The 17,297-nt window shown below is 68.1% G+C and carries 15 protein-coding genes and 2 pseudogenes; 10 read left to right on the top strand and 7 right to left on the bottom strand.

The features are described 5' to 3' along the window. A pseudogene (locus AB0E67_RS35215) lies at positions 1-363 on the top strand (hypothetical protein); the annotation flags it as partial. A gap of 177 nt (positions 364-540) precedes the next feature. Next, a pseudogene (locus tag AB0E67_RS35220) lies at positions 541-1,691 on the top strand (IS3 family transposase); the annotation flags it as partial. 923 nt (positions 1,692-2,614) lie between these two features. Here the strand turns inward: AB0E67_RS35220 and AB0E67_RS35225 are convergent. The 4 genes from AB0E67_RS35225 to AB0E67_RS35240 all read right to left on the bottom strand — a co-directional run bounded on the left by AB0E67_RS35225 (position 2,615) and on the right by AB0E67_RS35240 (position 5,280). Beyond that, positions 2,615-2,800, bottom strand: a complete 186-nt coding sequence (locus tag AB0E67_RS35225; protein ID WP_362034763.1) for a DUF2180 family protein — start codon at positions 2,798-2,800, stop codon at positions 2,615-2,617. 43 nt (positions 2,801-2,843) lie between these two features. Next, positions 2,844-3,377 (bottom strand): flavin reductase family protein, encoded by a 534-nt coding sequence (locus tag AB0E67_RS35230; protein ID WP_362034765.1) that lies wholly within the window; start codon positions 3,375-3,377, stop codon positions 2,844-2,846. Between the two features lie 179 nt (positions 3,378-3,556). After that, on the bottom strand, positions 3,557-4,483 hold the full coding sequence (locus AB0E67_RS35235) for a dihydrodipicolinate synthase family protein (protein WP_362034767.1): 927 nt from the start codon (positions 4,481-4,483) through the stop codon (positions 3,557-3,559). After that, the gene (locus tag AB0E67_RS35240) at positions 4,483-5,280 is read right to left on the bottom strand and encodes an aldolase (RefSeq protein WP_362034769.1); all 798 of its coding nucleotides are present in this window, start codon (positions 5,278-5,280) and stop codon (positions 4,483-4,485) included. The genes AB0E67_RS35235 and AB0E67_RS35240 overlap by 1 nt, the downstream gene beginning before the upstream one ends. 212 nt (positions 5,281-5,492) lie before the next feature. Between AB0E67_RS35240 and AB0E67_RS35245 the strand changes: the two genes are divergently transcribed. Further along, entirely contained in the window at positions 5,493-5,942 is a 450-nt protein-coding gene (locus tag AB0E67_RS35245; RefSeq protein WP_362034771.1) for an ATP-binding protein, read from the top strand. A gap of 532 nt (positions 5,943-6,474) precedes the next feature. On the opposite strand, the gene AB0E67_RS35250 is transcribed toward AB0E67_RS35245, so the two are convergent. Together AB0E67_RS35250 and AB0E67_RS35255 are read right to left on the bottom strand one after the other, a co-directional pair. Then, positions 6,475-7,056, bottom strand: a complete 582-nt coding sequence (locus AB0E67_RS35250) for an XRE family transcriptional regulator (protein ID WP_362034773.1) — start codon at positions 7,054-7,056, stop codon at positions 6,475-6,477. 272 nt (positions 7,057-7,328) lie between these two features. Next, a complete protein-coding gene (locus AB0E67_RS35255; protein ID WP_362034775.1) occupies positions 7,329-8,120 on the bottom strand; it encodes a YggS family pyridoxal phosphate-dependent enzyme in 792 nt (263 codons plus the stop codon). Between the two features lie 44 nt (positions 8,121-8,164). Between AB0E67_RS35255 and AB0E67_RS35260 the strand changes: the two genes are divergently transcribed. Continuing rightward, the gene (locus AB0E67_RS35260) at positions 8,165-9,511 is read left to right on the top strand and encodes an aminotransferase class I/II-fold pyridoxal phosphate-dependent enzyme (protein ID WP_362034777.1); all 1,347 of its coding nucleotides are present in this window, start codon (positions 8,165-8,167) and stop codon (positions 9,509-9,511) included. 4 nt (positions 9,512-9,515) lie between these two features. Here AB0E67_RS35260 and AB0E67_RS35265 read toward each other — a convergent pair whose 3' ends face one another. Next, positions 9,516-10,316: a DeoR/GlpR family DNA-binding transcription regulator gene (locus AB0E67_RS35265; protein WP_362034779.1), complete on the bottom strand. Its 801-nt coding sequence runs from the start codon at positions 10,314-10,316 to the stop codon at positions 9,516-9,518. A gap of 140 nt (positions 10,317-10,456) precedes the next feature. Here AB0E67_RS35265 and AB0E67_RS35270 point away from each other — a divergent pair, with 140 nt between their 5' ends. From AB0E67_RS35270 to AB0E67_RS35295, 6 genes are all read left to right on the top strand, one after another. Then, a complete protein-coding gene (locus tag AB0E67_RS35270) occupies positions 10,457-11,353 on the top strand; it encodes a hypothetical protein (protein ID WP_362034781.1) in 897 nt (298 codons plus the stop codon). Between the two features lie 58 nt (positions 11,354-11,411). After that, the gene (locus AB0E67_RS35275; RefSeq protein ID WP_362034783.1) at positions 11,412-12,086 is read left to right on the top strand and encodes a hypothetical protein; all 675 of its coding nucleotides are present in this window, start codon (positions 11,412-11,414) and stop codon (positions 12,084-12,086) included. Positions 12,087-12,113: 27 nt separating this feature from the next. Continuing rightward, entirely contained in the window at positions 12,114-13,670 is a 1,557-nt protein-coding gene (locus AB0E67_RS35280; RefSeq protein WP_362034785.1) for an FGGY family carbohydrate kinase, read from the top strand. A gap of 1,006 nt (positions 13,671-14,676) precedes the next feature. Continuing rightward, positions 14,677-14,907, top strand: a complete 231-nt coding sequence (locus tag AB0E67_RS35285; protein ID WP_362034787.1) for a hypothetical protein — start codon at positions 14,677-14,679, stop codon at positions 14,905-14,907. A 273-nt stretch (positions 14,908-15,180) separates the two neighbouring features. Next, positions 15,181-16,821, top strand: a complete 1,641-nt coding sequence (locus tag AB0E67_RS35290; RefSeq protein ID WP_362034789.1) for an IS4 family transposase — start codon at positions 15,181-15,183, stop codon at positions 16,819-16,821. Between the two features lie 103 nt (positions 16,822-16,924). Continuing rightward, entirely contained in the window at positions 16,925-17,230 is a 306-nt protein-coding gene (locus tag AB0E67_RS35295; protein ID WP_362034790.1) for a transposase, read from the top strand. Positions 17,231-17,297: the final 67 nt, after the last annotated feature.

Below are 17,297 nucleotides of genomic sequence, written 5' to 3' on the forward strand. Positions count from 1 at the left end.
ACGCAGCGGAGACCGCCGCTGGAGTATGGGAAACTTGCATCTCGGAAGTGCCTTGCCGATCGTGCGTGCTGGAAGCCTCAAGAACTCCCATCATCGCAGGTCACAAGGCACTTCCTCGTTTCCCGAAGAGCCATCCACGGCCGTCACATCGGTGGATCAAGGCTTAGCCGCCGGTCGCTGCTGGCTGACGTCGCGAACCTCACGGCCCGCAACGGCCGTCTGTCCGCGCACATCACACGACTGTGTCAGACCGGCGAGCTGGAGCAGCAGATCCTCGACCTCCCTGCTGAACTCGAGCGCGGCGAGGACCTCGCCGCCGCACGCGCCGCGAACCGGGAGTTGACGGCGCAGCTCAACCGCTGACCGAGTCTCCCGGTGACCGACGATCTTCGCCGAAGTCATTCTCCCGCGACCAGTACGAGGATTTCGAACCCTACGCACACCTGCAACTTCACGGTGCACAGTGCTCTGTGGTGGTCAAGTCGAAGAGTGAACCGCCCCGGCTCGAATGGAGACTCGATTTCATGAAAGGATCGAGTCATGGCACAACCTTCCCGTTACCCCCTTGAGCTCCGCCGCCGTGCGGTGAAGCTCGGCATCGGATCCCGCGGCGAGACGGTGCGGAACTGGGTGAAGCAGCGCGCGATCGACGCGGGGACGCGGCCGGGGACGACGACGGAGGAGTCCGCCCAGCTCAAAGCGTTGAGGAAGGAAAACGCCGAACTGAAGCGGGCCAACGAGATCCTGAAGGCCGCGGCGAGTTTCTTCGCGGCCGAGCTCGACCGGCCACACACTCGCTCGTAGCGTTCATCGACGAGCACCAGGACCGCTTCGGCGGCGTCGAGCCGATCTGCAGAACCCTCACCGAGCAAGACTGCAAGATCGCCCCTTCCACGTACTACGCCCGCAAGAAACGCCTCGAAACTCCCTCCGCCCGTTCCGTGCGCGACGAGGAACTCAAGGAGCGGATCCAGGAGGTTTACACGTCCAACTACCGCGTCTACGGAGCCCGGAAGATCTGGCGCGAGCTGAACCGGCAGGAACACGCCGTGGCCCGCTGTACCGTCGAGCGCCTCATGCGCGAGCTCGGCATCACCGGCGCCGTCCGCGGCAGGAAGGTGATCACGACGATCACCGATCCGGCCGCAGAGCGGGCCCCGGACCTCCTCGACCGCAACTTCGTCGCCAGTGCCCCCAACCGCTGCTGGGTCGGGGACTTCACGCACGTCGCCACCTGGAACGGGGTCGTCTACGTCGCCTTCGTCATAAACACCTTCTCCCGTCGCATCGTCAGCTGGTCCGCCTCCACCACCAAGGAGACCAGGCTCGTCCTGGACGCCCTGGAGACGGCCCTGTGGCAACGCGACCGGGACGGATTCCCGTACGAACAGGGCGAGTTGACACATCACTCGGACGCGGGGTCGCAGTACACATCGTTCGCGCTGACCGAGCATCTGGACCGAGCAGGGATCGCGGAATCAATCGGCTCGGTCGGCGACGCCTACGACAACGCCCTGATGGAATCGACGATCGGCCTGTTCAAGACCGAGCTGATCAAACCCGGCCGGCCCTGAAAGACACTTTCCCAGGTCGAACTCGCCACCGCCGAGTGGATCGACTGGTACTGCCACCGCCGACTCCACGGTGAGATCGGCCACGTCCCACCCGTCGAGTACGGAGCCAACCACTACATTCTCCGGCGGCACGGCGGGATTCAGCGGCACGGCGTTCTCTGGAGCCACAGTGTACTTTGCCGCGAGGTTCTCCGGCGGCACCGTGGACTGCGGTAGTGCGATGGGGCCAGTCCCCACGGGGCTTCTCGCTGCCGTCGGCACTCCTGTTTCTTCGACGGTCCTATTTGCTTCCGCTTGGCTGCCCACACTTCCGTAGCTCTGGGGGCGGAACCGGTCGTTTACGCCCCCTGCCGCCGACCGTGCAACAACCGATCACCGCCTCTCGGATGGGAGCGACCGGACCCGGGTTGGCCGACGGTGTGGGGGGCGCCGGAGTCTGGCCGAAGCCGGGGGCAAGCCGCAGAAGAAGATCAGCCGTAAGGCCCACCCTCCGCAGCCGCTGCGCCTTTCCACCACCTACGGCCTTCAGCCGGCCACCGGCCCCAGCTACAGCAGCGCGCTGCCCCACCCGCTCATCGGCCGGGGACTCGGCTTTCCTCGCGCAACGGGCTGTCCTCAGCCACCGGCGACCCGGTCCCGGCAACGGCAGCTCCGCCGTCGGCGGCCTCGCGGATGAGGGGTGCGAGGCTGGTCTCGCGAGTGCCGCCGCTGGTGCGGTGCATAAGGCCGACTCCGGAGGCGTTTCGGTGCTTGCCCTGACCCCGCCCGTGGCCAGGTTGCTGCGGCTGCTCAGCGACGACGAACTCGACCAGCACCCCGACCCTGCCGCCGTCCTGCAGTCCTAGCTCGGCTCCCCCGCCGACGAGAGCCTCGCCCGGCACGAACCGGAGATCGCCTTCAAGATCCTGCTGGACCGTCGCGGGCGCAGTACCGACCGGTGGGCGGCGCTCGCCGCCGCCATGACCTTCGAGTACGACGACGAGAAGATCACCTCCAAAGACGGCGCGGAACCAACGACCAAATGATCCAAACGAAAGTGCCTAGCCCTGCCCGCACTGGCGGCAACGCACCTCACGGGCCTGGCTGTTGAGGGGGCCGAGGAGGGGGCCTCGTCTGGAACCGGCCGCGAGCTTAACGTGATCCTGACAGATTGCGGCTCCGCAGGTCACGCACAGTGCGACGGCGGTGTTGACTGTTCCCTGCATGCGGCAGTCGAGACAGTGCATCGGTACTCCTCAGGTAAGAGCTCTTCTCACGTGCCTGCCCTTCTTATGCTGCGGGGAGCGGGGGTGTGAGCTGTGCGGGTGTGGCGTAGTCGCCGTTGTGGCGTATCAGTGCCGGGGTGTCCGCCCGTACTCCGCCGGCGTCGACCTCGCCGATGACCAGGGTGTGATCACCAGCGGGATACCGGGCCACAACGCGGGCGGTGAGCCAGGCCGGTACCGAGGTGAGGACCGGCAGCCCGTCATGCTCGTGCAGGCGGGCCATGCCGGCGAACCGGTCCACACCGCTGCGCGCAAACCGCTCGGCCAGCTCGGCGTTGTCAGCGCCCAGCAGATGGACGGCAAAGCGGTCGGCCCGGCACACAGCCGCCGCGACCGAGGCACCCTCGGCCACGCAGAAGGAGATCAGGGCAGGATCCAGCGAAACGGAACTGAAGGAGGTGGCGGTGAAACCTGCGGGTCCGGGCACGGTGATGACCGTGACACCCGCCGCGTGACGCCGCAGAGTTCTGCGCAGCAGCGCCGACTTGGCAGCATGCGGAGCTTCGTACCGATGATGCGTCACAGGGGCGTGAGACATGGCCTTCCTTCACTCTGCGAGCGGGGCTGGCGGGCGTGGTCCCGCGGTGGGTCACTGCGGGGCCCGCTGGGCCCGCACGGGGAAGTGCTGTCCGTCCCCCGTACCGCGTATCTGTCCGTGAAACAGTGGTGCTGGGCCTGAGCCGCTCGCTCCGTCGGCGGAGCGAGCGGCTCAGGGTCTCAAGCGGCCGGACCGGTGGGGTTGCCCACCAGGGGGTGAGAGGCCAACCGGTCGAGGATTTCGTTGAGTTGCTTCGTCTCCTTGTCGGGCAGCGGCAGCAGAGGCGCCCGCGGCAGGCCGACATCGCGCTGCTGCAGTTCGAGGCCCGCCTTGATGGCGCGCGGCAGGCCGAAGCCGACGATGAATTCGAGGAACGGCAGAAGCTCGGTCAGGATGGCCTCGGCCCGCTCGTCCTGTCCGCTGGTCGCCGCCTCGTGGAGAGCCAGGGCCCACTGCGGGACCAGACAGGGCGACGCGGTACACCAGCCGACGGCGCCGGAGCGGAAAGCCTCGAGCGCGACCGGGTTGTTGCCGTTGTAGACCGACAGGGCACCGTCGGACAGGTCCTGAATGGTACGGAAGCGGTCAACAATGCCGGAGCTTTCCTTGACCATGGTCAGGTTAGGGATCTTGCGGGCGAGCGCGACCACCGTTTCCGGCGACAGGTCCACGCCGCTGGTGCCCGGGTTGTTGTAGAGCATCATGGGGAGTTCAGTCGCCGCGGCCACCGTGCTGTAGTGCCGCACGAGTTCGGCCTCGGTCAGCTTCCAGTACACCTGAGGAAGCACCATGATCGCGGTGGCCCCGTTGCGTGCAGCCAGGCGGGCACGGCGCACCGTGCCTTCCGTGCTCCAGTGCGAGACACCGACCAGAGTGGGGACCCGGCCCGCGACAGTCTGCAGTGTGGTCTCGCAGACGGCGTCCCACTCCATTTCGCGCAGGTAGGCGCTCTCCCCCGTGCTGCCCAGCGGGGCGATGCCGTGGCTGCCCGCCTCCACCAGGTCGTTGGTGAGCCGACGCAGCGCGTCGAGGTCGAGGTCGCCGGTGGCGGTGTCGAAGGGGGTGACAGGGTAGGAGATGATGCCCCTCAGCGGCGGGTTCGCCATCAGAGTTCCACCTGCCCCGAGACGCAGTCGGGGTGGTTGCGCAGCGCCCGGCGGGCGTAGTAGGCGAAGTTGGCCTTGCTGCGGCGGTCGGTGCCGGTCCAGTCGTGGGCCTCGCGGGCCAGAACCGGGTCGAGGGTCTGGATGGTCCCCGCGGCCATGGCGAGAAGTTGGAGGCGGGCGGCGCGCTCGATGAGCATCGCCAGATTGCAGGCCTCCTCGACGGTGGCACCGGTGACCAGCTGGCCGTGGTGGGCCAGGAGGATGGCGCGCTTGTCACCGAGGGCCGCGGAGATAATCTCACCCTCCTCGTTGCCCACAGGGACGCCTGGCCACTCCTTGAGGAAGGCGCAGTCGTCGTACAGGGGCGTGGTGTCCATCTGGGAGATCACAAGGGGGACTTCCAGCATGGCCAGCGCCGCGGTGTGCAGGGAGTGCGTGTGGACGATGCAGTTCACGTCCTTGCGGCTGCGGTAGATCCAGGAGTGGAACCGGTTGGCGGGGTTGGGCATGCCGTCCCCCTCCAGGACCTGTAGGTCCTCGTCGACCAGCAGCAGGTTGTCCTCGGTGATCTCGTCGAAACCGAGCCCCAGGCGCTGGGTGTAGTAGGTGCCGGTCTTCTGCCCGCGGGCGCTGATCTGGCCCGCGAGCCCGGAGTCGTGTCCGCCGTCGAAGGCGATGCGGCACGTCAGGGCCAGCTTCTGCCGCGTGGTCAGTTTGGAGTCACCGAAGTGGTCGTTCATCTGCCGCTGAGCGCGGCCGACGAGCACGTCCTTCGAGTCTCGCAGGGTCTTTGCCATCTTTCTGCTCCAGTCCCGGGGCCGTCTGCCGACGAGCCCGCGTACGAATCGTGCCGCTCGGGAGCGACACCGGAGTAAACATTGTTCACCATAGGACACCTTGTGTCATGCTGCAAGAGGTGCACTCAGTTGCACATTGCGCGCAAATAAACCTAAAATCGCGCATTTACGAAACCAAACGCAACTAGTTGCGCGAGGGCTGAGGCACTGCCATGAGTACGCCGCTGCACGTCACCCCCCATGCCACTCCCCAGGACCGGCGGGGCCTGCGCCTCCCGCCGACGGAGCATGTCGCCCGTGCCGCACGCGCTCACGTCGCGGAACGGCTCAACGCGTGGCATGTCCCGCAACTCGTCGGTGTGGCCACCCTCGTGACGAGCGAGCTGGTCACGAACGGAGTCCGGCACGGGCATGCCCCCGTATTCCTGGACGTTCACCTCCTGCGTGGCATGCGGGGCCGGCCTGACCGGGTCAGGATCGAGGTGTGGGACACGGGTCGCGGTTTCGACATCGGGGTCGTCCGCGACCGCTGGGACCGGTTCGACGACTTCTCCAGCGAGGACGGGCGAGGGCTGCGCCTGACGGGACAGCCTCTCCGAGAGCTGGGGCAACTACGTGACCTGTGGACGGCACGTCGTGTGGGCATTCTCCGTGGCCGGTGACGCGCTCGCGCCGGCCCGTACCGGCTCTCACCGCTGCAGGCGAACATCCTCACGCTGCTCGCTGGCGCCCCCTGTCCTCGGCGGCTGAACGACCTGACTCGCGCTGGCCTCTTCACCGCCGACGATCAGCGACGCGGTCAGGACCTTGACGACCAAGCGCCTGGTCGAGCGGCAGCGCGACCCGTCCGACGCCCGGGCGGTGTCCCTGACGCCGACCGAGGACGGGAGCGCGGAGGCGGAACGCCTGGTACGCATGTCGGAGGAGTTCGGGGAGGCACTGTCGACCCTCGCACCCGAAGACCTCGCCGCCATACTGCGGGGCACAAGCAGCGTGATCAGGTCATTGCAGGAGCGCAAGGCCATCCCGGTCTCAAGGATGTGCCTGACCTGTACGTACTTCCGTCCGAACGCCCATCCCGGCACGGACAGGCCCCACCACTGCGCGTTCGTCGACAACCCTTTCGATGACGCCGAGCTGCGCCTGGACTGCCCCGACCCGTCTGGAGGTGTGAGCTCGTGCGCCGGCCGGCGGTCAGGGGAGCTGGAGACGCGGTGCGCTCGCGGAGTCCGCGTGTGCGTGGTCGTCGGAGACGAGGAGGAGGACGGCGGCGCGTTCCGGGCCGAGGGAGCGGACCTTGTGCGGCTGAGTGGCCTTGAAGTAGGCGCAGTCGCCCGGGTCGAGGGTGATGGTGCGGGAGGGGAGGATGAGTTCGGCCCGCCCGTGGTGGACGAAAATGAACTCCTCGCCGGGGTGGTCGCGGAAGGGGACGGGCCCGGCGTCGTGCGGGGGGTAGAGCATGAAGGGGGTCATGCTCTTGGTGCCGACCTCGAGGGCTATGCCCTCGTAACGGGTCCCGGCCTCGTCGTCAGCGGTGAGCGACTGGCGTTCGCCGGCTCGGGTGACCGTGACGTCAGTGAGTTCCCCGGCGTCCGAGAAGAGGTTGTCGAGAGGTACGTCGAGAACTTTGGCGAGCGAGGCGCTGATGGCGATCGACGGGACGCTCTGGCCGCGCTCGACCTTGGACAGGTAGCTCTTGGTGACACCGGCGCGGTCGGCCAGCGTCTCCAGGGTCATGAGGCGTTCCTTGCGCAACTGTCGCACCCTGTTGATCACTGCCGTTTCCCCTTCGCCTGTCCCACGCCGCACGATGGCAGGGCAAGACCCCAGTATGGCGCCCCGGAGCCTGGTCACCGACAACGCCCACCGTGTGTGCGACACGTGCGGTCACTCTCGAAGGGTGACGTCCCGACGACATCCCGATCCGCCGGGGTCGCCCCGTCATCTCTGTGGTCGTCCGCCGGGCGTCGGACGGGATGCGGTGCCGGGAGTCGTGCGCGATGAGCCCGGCACCGCCGCGAACCACCAGGAGGTCCGCGCGGTCCGTCTCACGAGGCGCTGCTGCCGTCCGCGGCGACGCCGGGCCAGAAGTGGCTGTCCGGCAGGGGCCGGGAGCCGAACACCGCCTGACCGACGCGGACCACGGTGGCACCCTCCTCGACGGCGGTCTCGTAGTCACCGGACATACCCATGGACAGTCCGCCCGGTCCGACGAGGTCGAGTTCGCGGGCTCGGTCGCGCAGACCGCGCAGGAGGCGGAAGCAGGAACGGACCCGTTCGGTGTCCGGGGTGAAGACGGCCAGGGTCATCAGACCCTGGACGCGCAGCGCCGTGAAGTCCGGCAGTTTCCTCAGGAAGCCGGTCAACTCCTCGGGCGGGAGGCCGTACTTGGAGTCCTCCGCCGAGGTGTTCACCTGGATGTAGACGTCCAGCCCCCTGCCCGCGGCCTGCAGGCGCCGGTCAAGGGCCTCGGCGGCGCGCAGGCTGTCGAGGGCCTGGAACTCGGCGGCGAACTCGGCAATGTCCTTGGCCTTGTTGGTCTGGAGGTGACCGATCACCGACCAGGACACCTCCAGGTCGGAGAGGCTCCGCCACTTGCGCTTCGCCTCCTGGACCTTGTTCTCCCCCAGGACGCGGCAGCCAGCCGCGACCGCCAGGCGGACGCGCTCCTCGGGCACGGTCTTGCTGACGGGCAGGAGCCGGACCTCTCCCCCGGTACGTCCGGCGCGTTCGGCGGCGGAGTCGATGCGGGCGCGGACCACGCCGAGATTGTGAACGAAGTCCGCGACGTTCTCTGCCTTCGGGTAAGGAGAGGCAGACCCCACTGGTTCCATTGGCATAGGACAAAAGCTAGCATGGCTTATGTCAAAACTAGGGAGTGATGATGCGGATCACCGGGAGCACGGCGAGCGAGATCGCGGCGAGTGTCCGTGCACTCAGTGACGCGGGGGAGCTGACCCCAGGCACGGTGCTGCCCCCCGTGCGGCAGCTGGCCGAGCAGCTGGCTGTCAACAGGAACACGGTCATGGCCGCCTACCGGACGCTGATCCGGGCGGGCGTGGCCGTCGGCCGGGGGCGGGCCGGAACCCTGATCACCGAAGCCGTCGGCGCCGTAGACCAGGAGGGCTCCGCGACGGACAGCCCCCTGCGCGACGTGGGCCACGGCAACCCGGACCCCGCCTTCCTGCCCGACCCCGACGCTGCCCGGCCCGCGCGGACACCACCGGTGCTGTACGGGGAGCCTACGATCGACCCCGTCCTGGCCCGGTGGGCGCTGCCGTGGCTGAAGGACGATCAGCCCCGCGCGACCCATCTGACGGTGACGGGCGGCGCCGTCGAGGCGGTGGAGAGACTGCTGGCCCAGGCCCTCATGCACGGGGACGCCGTGGCGCTGGAGGACCCCTGCTTCCTGGCCAGCATCAACACTGTGCGTCTTGCCGGGTACCGGCCCGTCCCCGTGCCGGTCGACGCGGAGGGGATGACGGCCGAGGGGCTACGGTCCGCGCTCGGCCAGGGGGTGCGTGCCGTGGTGTGCACACCGCGCGCCCACAACCCCACGGGAGTGGGCCTGTCCGCTGCCCGCGCCGAGGAGCTGCGCTCGGTCCTGGCCGGACACCGACACGTTCTGATCGTGGAGGACGACCATTTCTCCCTGCTCTCCCGCTCGCCGTACCGAAGCATTGTCCCGCCGAACCACGCCCGGTGGGCGCTGGTGCGGTCCTTGTCGAAGTTCCTCGGACCGGATCTGCGCGTCGCCCTGGTCGCCAGTGACCTGAGGACGGCACAGCGCTTGGCGACCCGGATCGGGCCGGGCCGCACGTGGACCAGCCATCTGCTCCAGCGTCTGGCCGCCGCCCTGCTGACCGATCCGGCCACGCAGGCTCTGATCGAGCGGGCTGGCACGCATTACGCGGAGCGCAACGCCCGGTTCGCGCACCTGCTGCGGGCGCGCGGCATCGACGTGCGGGCCAGTGACGGACTCAACCTCTGGGTGCCGGTGGACACGGACGCCCAAGCCGTGTCCGAACGGCTGCTGCGGCGGGGGTGGCTCGCCCGCGTCGGCGACAGTTTCTCCCTCCTCCGGTCCGCGCCGTCCATGCATCTTCGGCTGACGGCACATCAGCTAAGTGGCGATCAGTCGGTGCTGCTCGCCGACGACCTGGCCGAGGCCGCCGAAGAGGCCGTCTCGTACCTTGGCCGGAATCCGGTGAGAACGACGTTCACCGGATGAGGCCTCACAGCTGCGGCCCCGGCCTGAGGATCCTGATGCCGATCTCCTCGAAGGGCCGGGTCAGTTCGCCGGGAACGCCCTCTTCGACGGAGAGGTGCGTCAGCGCGCTCGCGGGCGCGACGGTGAACGGCCCACCGGTGCCGAGCTTGTCCGCCACGGCGAGGCCGACGACCTTGTTGGCCGCACCCACCATGGCGCTGCGCACCTGCGCTTCGTCGTAGTACGGCGATGTAACGCCCTGGCTGATGTTGAGTCCCCAGATGCCGAGGAAGCAGATGTCGGCGGAGATCTTGGTGTAGGCCTCGACGGGGAGGGCGCCGACGGCGACACGTGAGTGCGGGTCGAGCCGGCCGCCGATGAGGATGGTCTCCTGGACGGACCGGCGCAGGAGCTCATTGGCGATCGCGGGGCTGTGGGTGATGAAGGTGGCCGGGTACCCGGTGGGCAACGCCTGCACCAGGGCGGCCGTGGTGCTGCCGCCGTCGATGATGACGACGTCGTCCTCGGCGATGAGAGCCAGCGCGGCGCGTGCGCTCTGCGTCTTCTCCCCGATCCCGCTGCCCTTGCGTTCCTCGTAGCTCTTCGGGACGTGCGAGGCGAGCACGGCGCCGCCGTGCACACGTTGCAGTGCCCCGGCATCGGCCAGCTCGTCGAGGTCGCGTCGGATGGTGTAAGCGGAGACCTTGAACAGCTCGCCCAAGGCGCCCGCGTGCACCTGCCCAGACGTTTTGAGCATGGCGAGGATGCGTTCGTGCCGCTGGGACTTCAGAAGGGTCTCGTCGGTTGCGTTTCCCTGCGTTGCCATGCGGTCACTGTTCCCTTTCACGCGAGATCACGCAAATCCTTGCGCACTAAGTGTTGCCAACATGCCCGCTTAGCTCTACGGTGAACCGCAATCCGCAACATTTCGAACAACAACGCAACATGCATACAGTGGAGGCAGGCATGGACGCACCAACACTGTTGACGGCGTTCGCCGGCGGCGCGTTCGGAGCGGCCATCGGTGCACTGGCATCTTTCATCTTCTGCGGGATGGCCCTGATCGCCGGGATCTCGATCGTCCTCGCGGGCGGTAGTCCCACTTTCCTGGATGTGGTGGCCAACGGCCCCCTGTTCGGTCCCCACGTCGCCTTCGCGGGCGGGGCCGCCGCGGCCGCCTATGCCATGCGACGCAAGCACATCACCGACGGAAAGGACATCGCCTTCTCCCTGGCCGACCTCGGCAAAGCCGGCCCACTCCTGATCGGAGGCGTGTTCGGCCTCGTCGGGCAAACGATCATGGGACTGTGGGGCAGCACCCTGAACCAGTACACCAACGCGACCGCCCTCATCGTCGTCGTCCTGGGTGTGGGGGCCCGCCTGCTCTTCGGCCACCGCGGCCTGTTCGGCCACCTGCCGCACGGCACGACCCTGCGCCGGCGCTTCAGTCCCACCGCCGACGAAGCCTGGGTCCCGCACCAGTGCCGCATGTCGCAGGCGGCGCTCCTCGGAGTGGTCGCGGGCCTGCTGGCCTCCTACGCCACCCTCGCGCTGGCCGAAGCCCAGCCCGAGCTGGGCCCGGTCACCCTCTCCCTCGGTTTCGCGGTGTCCGCCGTCTCCCTCGGCTTCGCCGCCGTGGGAAAGGGAGTACCGGTCACCCACCACATGACGCTCACGGCAGCGACCGGGGCATATCTGAGCGGCTCCCTCCTCGTGGGGGCCGTGGTCGGTGGCGCGGCCGGGCTGCTCGGCGAATTCTGGGCCAGGGCGATCCAGAACCACGGGGACACCCACATCGACCCTCCGGCCGGTGCGATCTGGACCCTGACCAGCATCGTCCTCGCCGCCCACGCGCTGATCTGACCCCCTGTTCCCGCAACAGTCCGACACCTGTCACCGCAACGAAAAGAGAAGGCTCACAGTGATCACCCAGTTCATGCTCACCAAGCACGACGTCACCATTCCGGACGCGCACGAGGTCTACGCCGCCGTCGCCGCTTCGCTCACCGCCGAGGAACTGCCCTACGTCGGGTTCAAGAACGTCGGCCACTCCCTCGCCGACCTGGCGCGCCTGGGCGAACGCATCGTCGCGGACGGGCGCAGGCTGGTGATCGAGGTCGTCGGCGCCAACCCCGAGACGGAACGTGAGGCCGCCCGCCTGGCCCTGCAGGTTGGGGCGGACATCCTCATCGGGGGCACCCACACCGACGCCGTACTCGAAGTCATCGAGGGTACGCCGATCGGCTACTACCCCACCGTCGGAGACGTCAACAGCGAGCCCGGCCGCCTGCGGGGCACCATCGACGAGATCGTCTCCGGCTGCGAGAAGCTTGTCGGCACCGAAGGCGTCACCGGAACCATGCTGCTGGGCTACCGCTACACCGGTGACGTGGAGCTCCTGCTCCACGCGGTCGCTTCGGTGCCGGGTCTCCAGGTGGTCAACGCGGGCTCCGTCGACAGCCGGGAGCGCATCCGGCGCCTTGCCGACCTGGACTTCTGGGCCTTCACCATCGGCAGTGCCGTCCTCGACTCCGCACTGCCCGCCGCCCCCTCGCTCGCTGCCCAGCTGCGGTGGGCCGTCGATACCGCGAGCTGACCCGCGAACCATGTCAAGGAGGACATGATGGCCGGCTACATTATCGGACTCGACAACGGAACCACCAGCGCCCGGGCCAAGATGTACGACACGACCGGAGTTGTCGTCGCGGCGGCCACGAGCGAGTACGGCTGCGAGTACCCGCATCCCGGGTGGGTCGACCAGGACATCCACCTTCTGGACGACGCCAACTTCGAGGTCATCCGCCGCGTCGTGGAGACCTCCGGAGTCGATCCGCAGGAGATCCGTTCCCTGGGCCTGTCCACCCAGCGCGGCCTGCACCTGTACATCGACGCCGACGGCAACGTACTGCGTGACGGCCGGGGACTGTCCTGGCAGGACACACGGCACACCACGCAGCTGGACCAACTGCGCGAGCAGATCGGCGACGAACGCTTCTACGACATCACCGGCCTGCCGATCAGCGCGTTCTGGCCCATCGGGAAGATCCTCTGGGTGGCGCAGAACGAACCGGAGGTGCTGCGGCACACCAGCAGAATCCTCAGCACCCAGGAGTACTTCCTGCGCCGACTCAGCGACGTGCCGGACTACGTCGTCGACCACTCCAACGCGTCGCTCTTCGGTCTGATGGACGTCGACCGCTTCGCCTGGAGCCAGGAGCTGCTGGATTTCGTCGGCATCTCCGCCGACCTGCTCCCGTCGATCGTCCCCTCCGGCCACCAGGTCGGAAGAGTCACACCCTCCGTGGCCCAGCGCACCGGGCTGCCGGTCGGCCTGCCCGTCTCCACCGGCGGCGGTGACCAGCAATGCGCGGGCATCGGGGCCGGCGCCATCCGGCCGGGCCTGTGCGAACTGACCTTCGGCACCGCGGGCAACTCCGTGGCCTTCCTCGCCGAGTCGGTGAACGACCCCAACCGGGTCATCACCCGGTCAGTGCACGCCACCCCGTACCGGGCATGGGAGGCGGAAGGGATACAGGCCGCCGCGGGCGCCGCCTACCGGTGGTTCCGCGACAACATCGGCTACATGGCCCGCTACATCGAGCCCTTCACCAAGACGGATCCCTATGTCCTGATCAACGATCTCGCCGCGGACTCGCCGGCCGGTGCCAACGGACTGGTCTTCCACCCGTACCTGGCCGGGTCGATGACTCCGCACTACGACGAACACGCCCGGGCGGGCTTCCTGGGGCTGACCTTGAAGCACACCCTCGGTGACATGGCCCGTGCCGTCCTGGAGGGCGTGGCCTACGAGGCCCGAGAAGTCCTGGACGGCTACGACGCGATGGGCCTGGAACTCAACGAGATCCGTCTCGCCGGAGGCGCCACCAAGTCCGAGCTCTGGTGCCAGATCCAGGCCGACGTCTACGGCAAGCCGACCGCCATACTGCGCGAGGGCGAGTGCGCCGTACTCGGGGCGGCGATCCTCGGCGCCGTGGGAGCCGGAGTGTTCGGCGACGTCGAGGAGGGCGTGACCGCCACCGTCCACGTCGACCGCACTTTCCAGCCGGATCCCGCGTACCACAAGCGGTACACCGAACTGTGGGACATCTATCGGCAAGCCTACAAGGCCTTGTCCGAAAGCGGCGTGTACCGCGCCCTCTCCGCGGCACAGACCCGCTGACACCGCGCCGCCCGGGTGGGCAGGGGCGGCGTCCCCCAGCTCCTCGCGGCAGTTTGTCCCTGACCCTTTCACTGCCGGGAGGACAGAGAAGCCTCCGTGCGTCACGGGCCTGTGCCCGGACGCACGGGGGTCTCACACGACCATGTGCACGAAGGCTCGACGCATGCGCGCGGCGACGGCGTCGGCCACCTCGCCGCCCTCTTACCGCGGCGTGAGCGGCTCCGTCGTCCAGGAGGCGGCCGATCAACGTGGCGAGGGCGCCTCGCCGTGACCGGTGCCATGCTCGTCTCCCGCAGCCTCGACACACCGTCCATCTACTCGGTGCGACTGCCTGCTCAGTGAAACTGGGTAATGGCCTGGATCGCTGGGGCTCTTTCCCGCGCGGACATGGTTGCCGGTACGAAGTGTGTACGCGCCCCCTTCGCACGGCGAACCGACGGCATCCGCACACGGCGAACCGACGGCATCCGCAGGTGCCCGGCCGCTGTCTGCCGGGTTGCCGTGTCCTCCGGGTCAACGGCCGGGTCCTCAAACCCGGCGGGCATGGGGCCGACCCGTGGGCAGCTGCTGTTCAGCGGTCCTGGGCAGCGAGCGCAACCGGGGTCGGCTGGGGCGGTGCCCGCACGGTGACTCATCCCCAGGTCGTATTGGCCTTCGCCGCGTCGTGATCGAGGCGACGGAGTCCAGGCGCGCACATCGATCCCGACCGCCGCACATCCACCACTGCCTTCCAAACCGCCCGCTGCACGGCAATCACACAGACGAATCTCGTGCCCGAAAGAGGTCTTCACTCATGGCGCGGTGGTACTGGTCCCGCTGTCAGCGTTGGCGCTTGTGGTCTGTGCTCTGTGGTTGTCGGCGGCCCGTAGGCTTGGTTGGGTTCTTCCGGTACTGGGGCTGGTCACTCTCGCCTTGGTGGTGCTGACCGGCGAATCCGGCGAGTGACTGGCGGAACGGGTGCGGGGGCGCGCTGGTGGAAGAGCGCGCCCCAGCAACTCCGGATCGCGTGGGCCGCCGGCGGACAGACCGTTCTTCGCCTCCTCCAACGGCCTCGTCGGCCAGTTCGACTACGCGGCGCCCCGGACAAGCCGTCATCGACATAAGCGCCGCCACGTCCGGGACGCCCATCGAGACCACGTACAAGCGGCGCGGCAAGACCGTCACGATCGTCAACCTGAACTACCCCAGCGCCGACCTGCACGGCAAACTCACCGGCGAACTCGCCGCCGGCCACTGACGCCCACCCGGTGGAGACGGTGCAGGGCCCCCTGCACCGTTCACGTCACCCACCCTGCACACGGACCGCGGTAGGTGCCGAAGGTTTACAGATTGCCCTCCGGGTCCTGCACCGTGCACACATACTGACTTCGGCTCGTCGGGCCCTGGCCCAAGGCCGGGTAGTTAGCGTTTTCGCTGGTCACGCAAGCGCGTTGAGGGATTCTCGGCGTGGAGCAACGGAGCTCGTTGGTACAGGCAGTCGTCCAAGACAGCTTGTACCCGAGGAGCTCTGTTGCCGTTTCATCATGTCCTTTCGGTCCCGGTGGTGGCCATCACCCGTACGGTCACCGTGGCGGCGGGCCGGTTCGCGCCGGGGCATCTGGGCGAGCTGACAGCCGTCGTGCCGTTTGAGCTGGTCGACGCGGTTCTGGAGGAGACGCGGTCGGTGCAGCGGCGACTGCGTGATCTCCCGTCTCGGGTCGGGGTGTACTTCCTGCTTGCGATGTGCCTGTTCCCCGAGGTCGGATACCGGCTGGTCTGGGACAAGCTGGCGGTGGGCCTGGACGGGATTCCGGTGGTCGGTCCGACGCCGAAGGCTCTGCGTGATCTGCGCCGCCGACTTGGAGTCGCACCGGTGCGGGCATTGTTTGAGGTGCTGGCCGGGCCACTGGCCCGGCCGACGACACCGGGGGTGCGATTCGGTCCGTTCCGGACGGTGTCGTTCGACGGGTGCAGTTCGCAGAAGGTCGCCGACTCTGAGCGGAACCGGGTCTGGCTGGGGCGGACGGCTCACCACGGCTATCCCACCATGGAGTTGATGACGTTGGTCGAGACCGGGACCAGAGCGCTCATTGGCGCGGTGTTCGGGCCGCCAGCCGGCGGCGAGACTGGTTACGCCTCACAGCTGCTGCATCTGCTGCGGCCGGACATGCTGGTCCTGTGGGACAAGGGCTTCGACGGCAACAGCTTCCTCGCCGCCGTGAACGCGACCGGCGCACAGGTGCTGGGCCGGCTCCGGACCAACCGCCGCACCCCGGTCCTGACGCGTCTTGGCGACGGCTCGTACCTGTCGGTGATCGGTACAGAAAAAGTCCGTGTCATCGACGCGTCCATCACTGTGACCTGCGCGGACGGGACCGTTTTCACAGGCTCCTACCGGCTGGTCACTACCCTGACCGACGCCCGCCGCTACCCGGCGGCCGTGCTGGCAGGTCTCTACCACCAGCGGTGGGAACACGAATCGGCGTACTACGCGCTCCGCCACACGATCATGAACGGGCGCGTCCTGCGTTCGGGCGACCCGGCCGGTGTCGAGCAGGAAATGTGGGCTCTGCTCACGCTCTACCAGGCCCTGCGGGTTGTGATGGTCGAGGCCGCCGAGTCCCAGCCCGGCACCGACCCGGACCGCTGTTGCTTCACCGTCGCCGTCCAGACCGCCCGTGATCAGGTCGTCCAGGCCGCCGCCGTCATCACCGACCCCGTCGACGCCGGTCGTCTCGGACTGATCGGCCACCGGATCCTGACCCGCCTCCTCCCGCCCCGACGCCAGCGGGTCAGTACCCGCAAGGTCAAGTCACCGATGTCCCGCTACAGCACCCGCCACGAGGACGGCAGGCCCGACAACACCCGCACCATCACCGGACTTAACATCAACGTCCACGAGCCTCCGGAATCCCGCCCTCAGCTCCCCGCCGTCTCCCGGGACGACCGGCACACTGCCCTCGCCGAGCGCCGCCGTCACCGAATCCTGGCCCTGCTCGAGAAGGACCCCGACCGCCTCTGGCGCCCGCGCGACATCGCCTCCCATTTCGGCGACATCACCATGGAGACCATGTATCGACAGCTCTCCAGATGGGCCGAAACCGGCCTCATCCACAAACTCGGCCCCGGCCTCTATGCCGCCACAGCATGGACCGCAACTCCCCTTGCGTGACCAGCGAAAACGCTAACTACCCGGCCTTGGGCCCTGGCCCCGGATCTTGGACACCGGAGAGACTTGGATCTTGATGGTCCAGGAGAACGGAGTCCCCGTGGGGATGAAGCACTACCCCGCCGAGTTCAAGGCGGAAGTAGTCGCGCTGTACCGGTCGCGTCCGGGAGCGGCGATCAAGTCGGTCGCCGCCGACCTCGGAGTGAACACCGAGACACTGCGGAACTGGATCCGGGCCGCCGACGGGCGCCGCTCCGGCGCCCACTCCGCGCCGACGGCCGCTCCGCAGTCTGGCGGTGACGCGGTTCAGGCGGAGCTGGCCGCCGCGAGGAAGAGGATCCGTGAGCTGGAGGAAGAGCGTGACATTCTCCGCAAGGCTGCCCGGTATTTCGCCGGGGAGACGCGCTGGTGAGGAGCCGTCAGTAAATTACTGACGGTTTCGATGCGGCTGCTGTACGTGCCGTGATACGTGGACTGTT

The organism is Streptomyces sp. NPDC032161 (assembly GCF_040636995.1).
Lineage (GTDB): Bacteria > Actinomycetota > Actinomycetes > Streptomycetales > Streptomycetaceae > Streptomyces.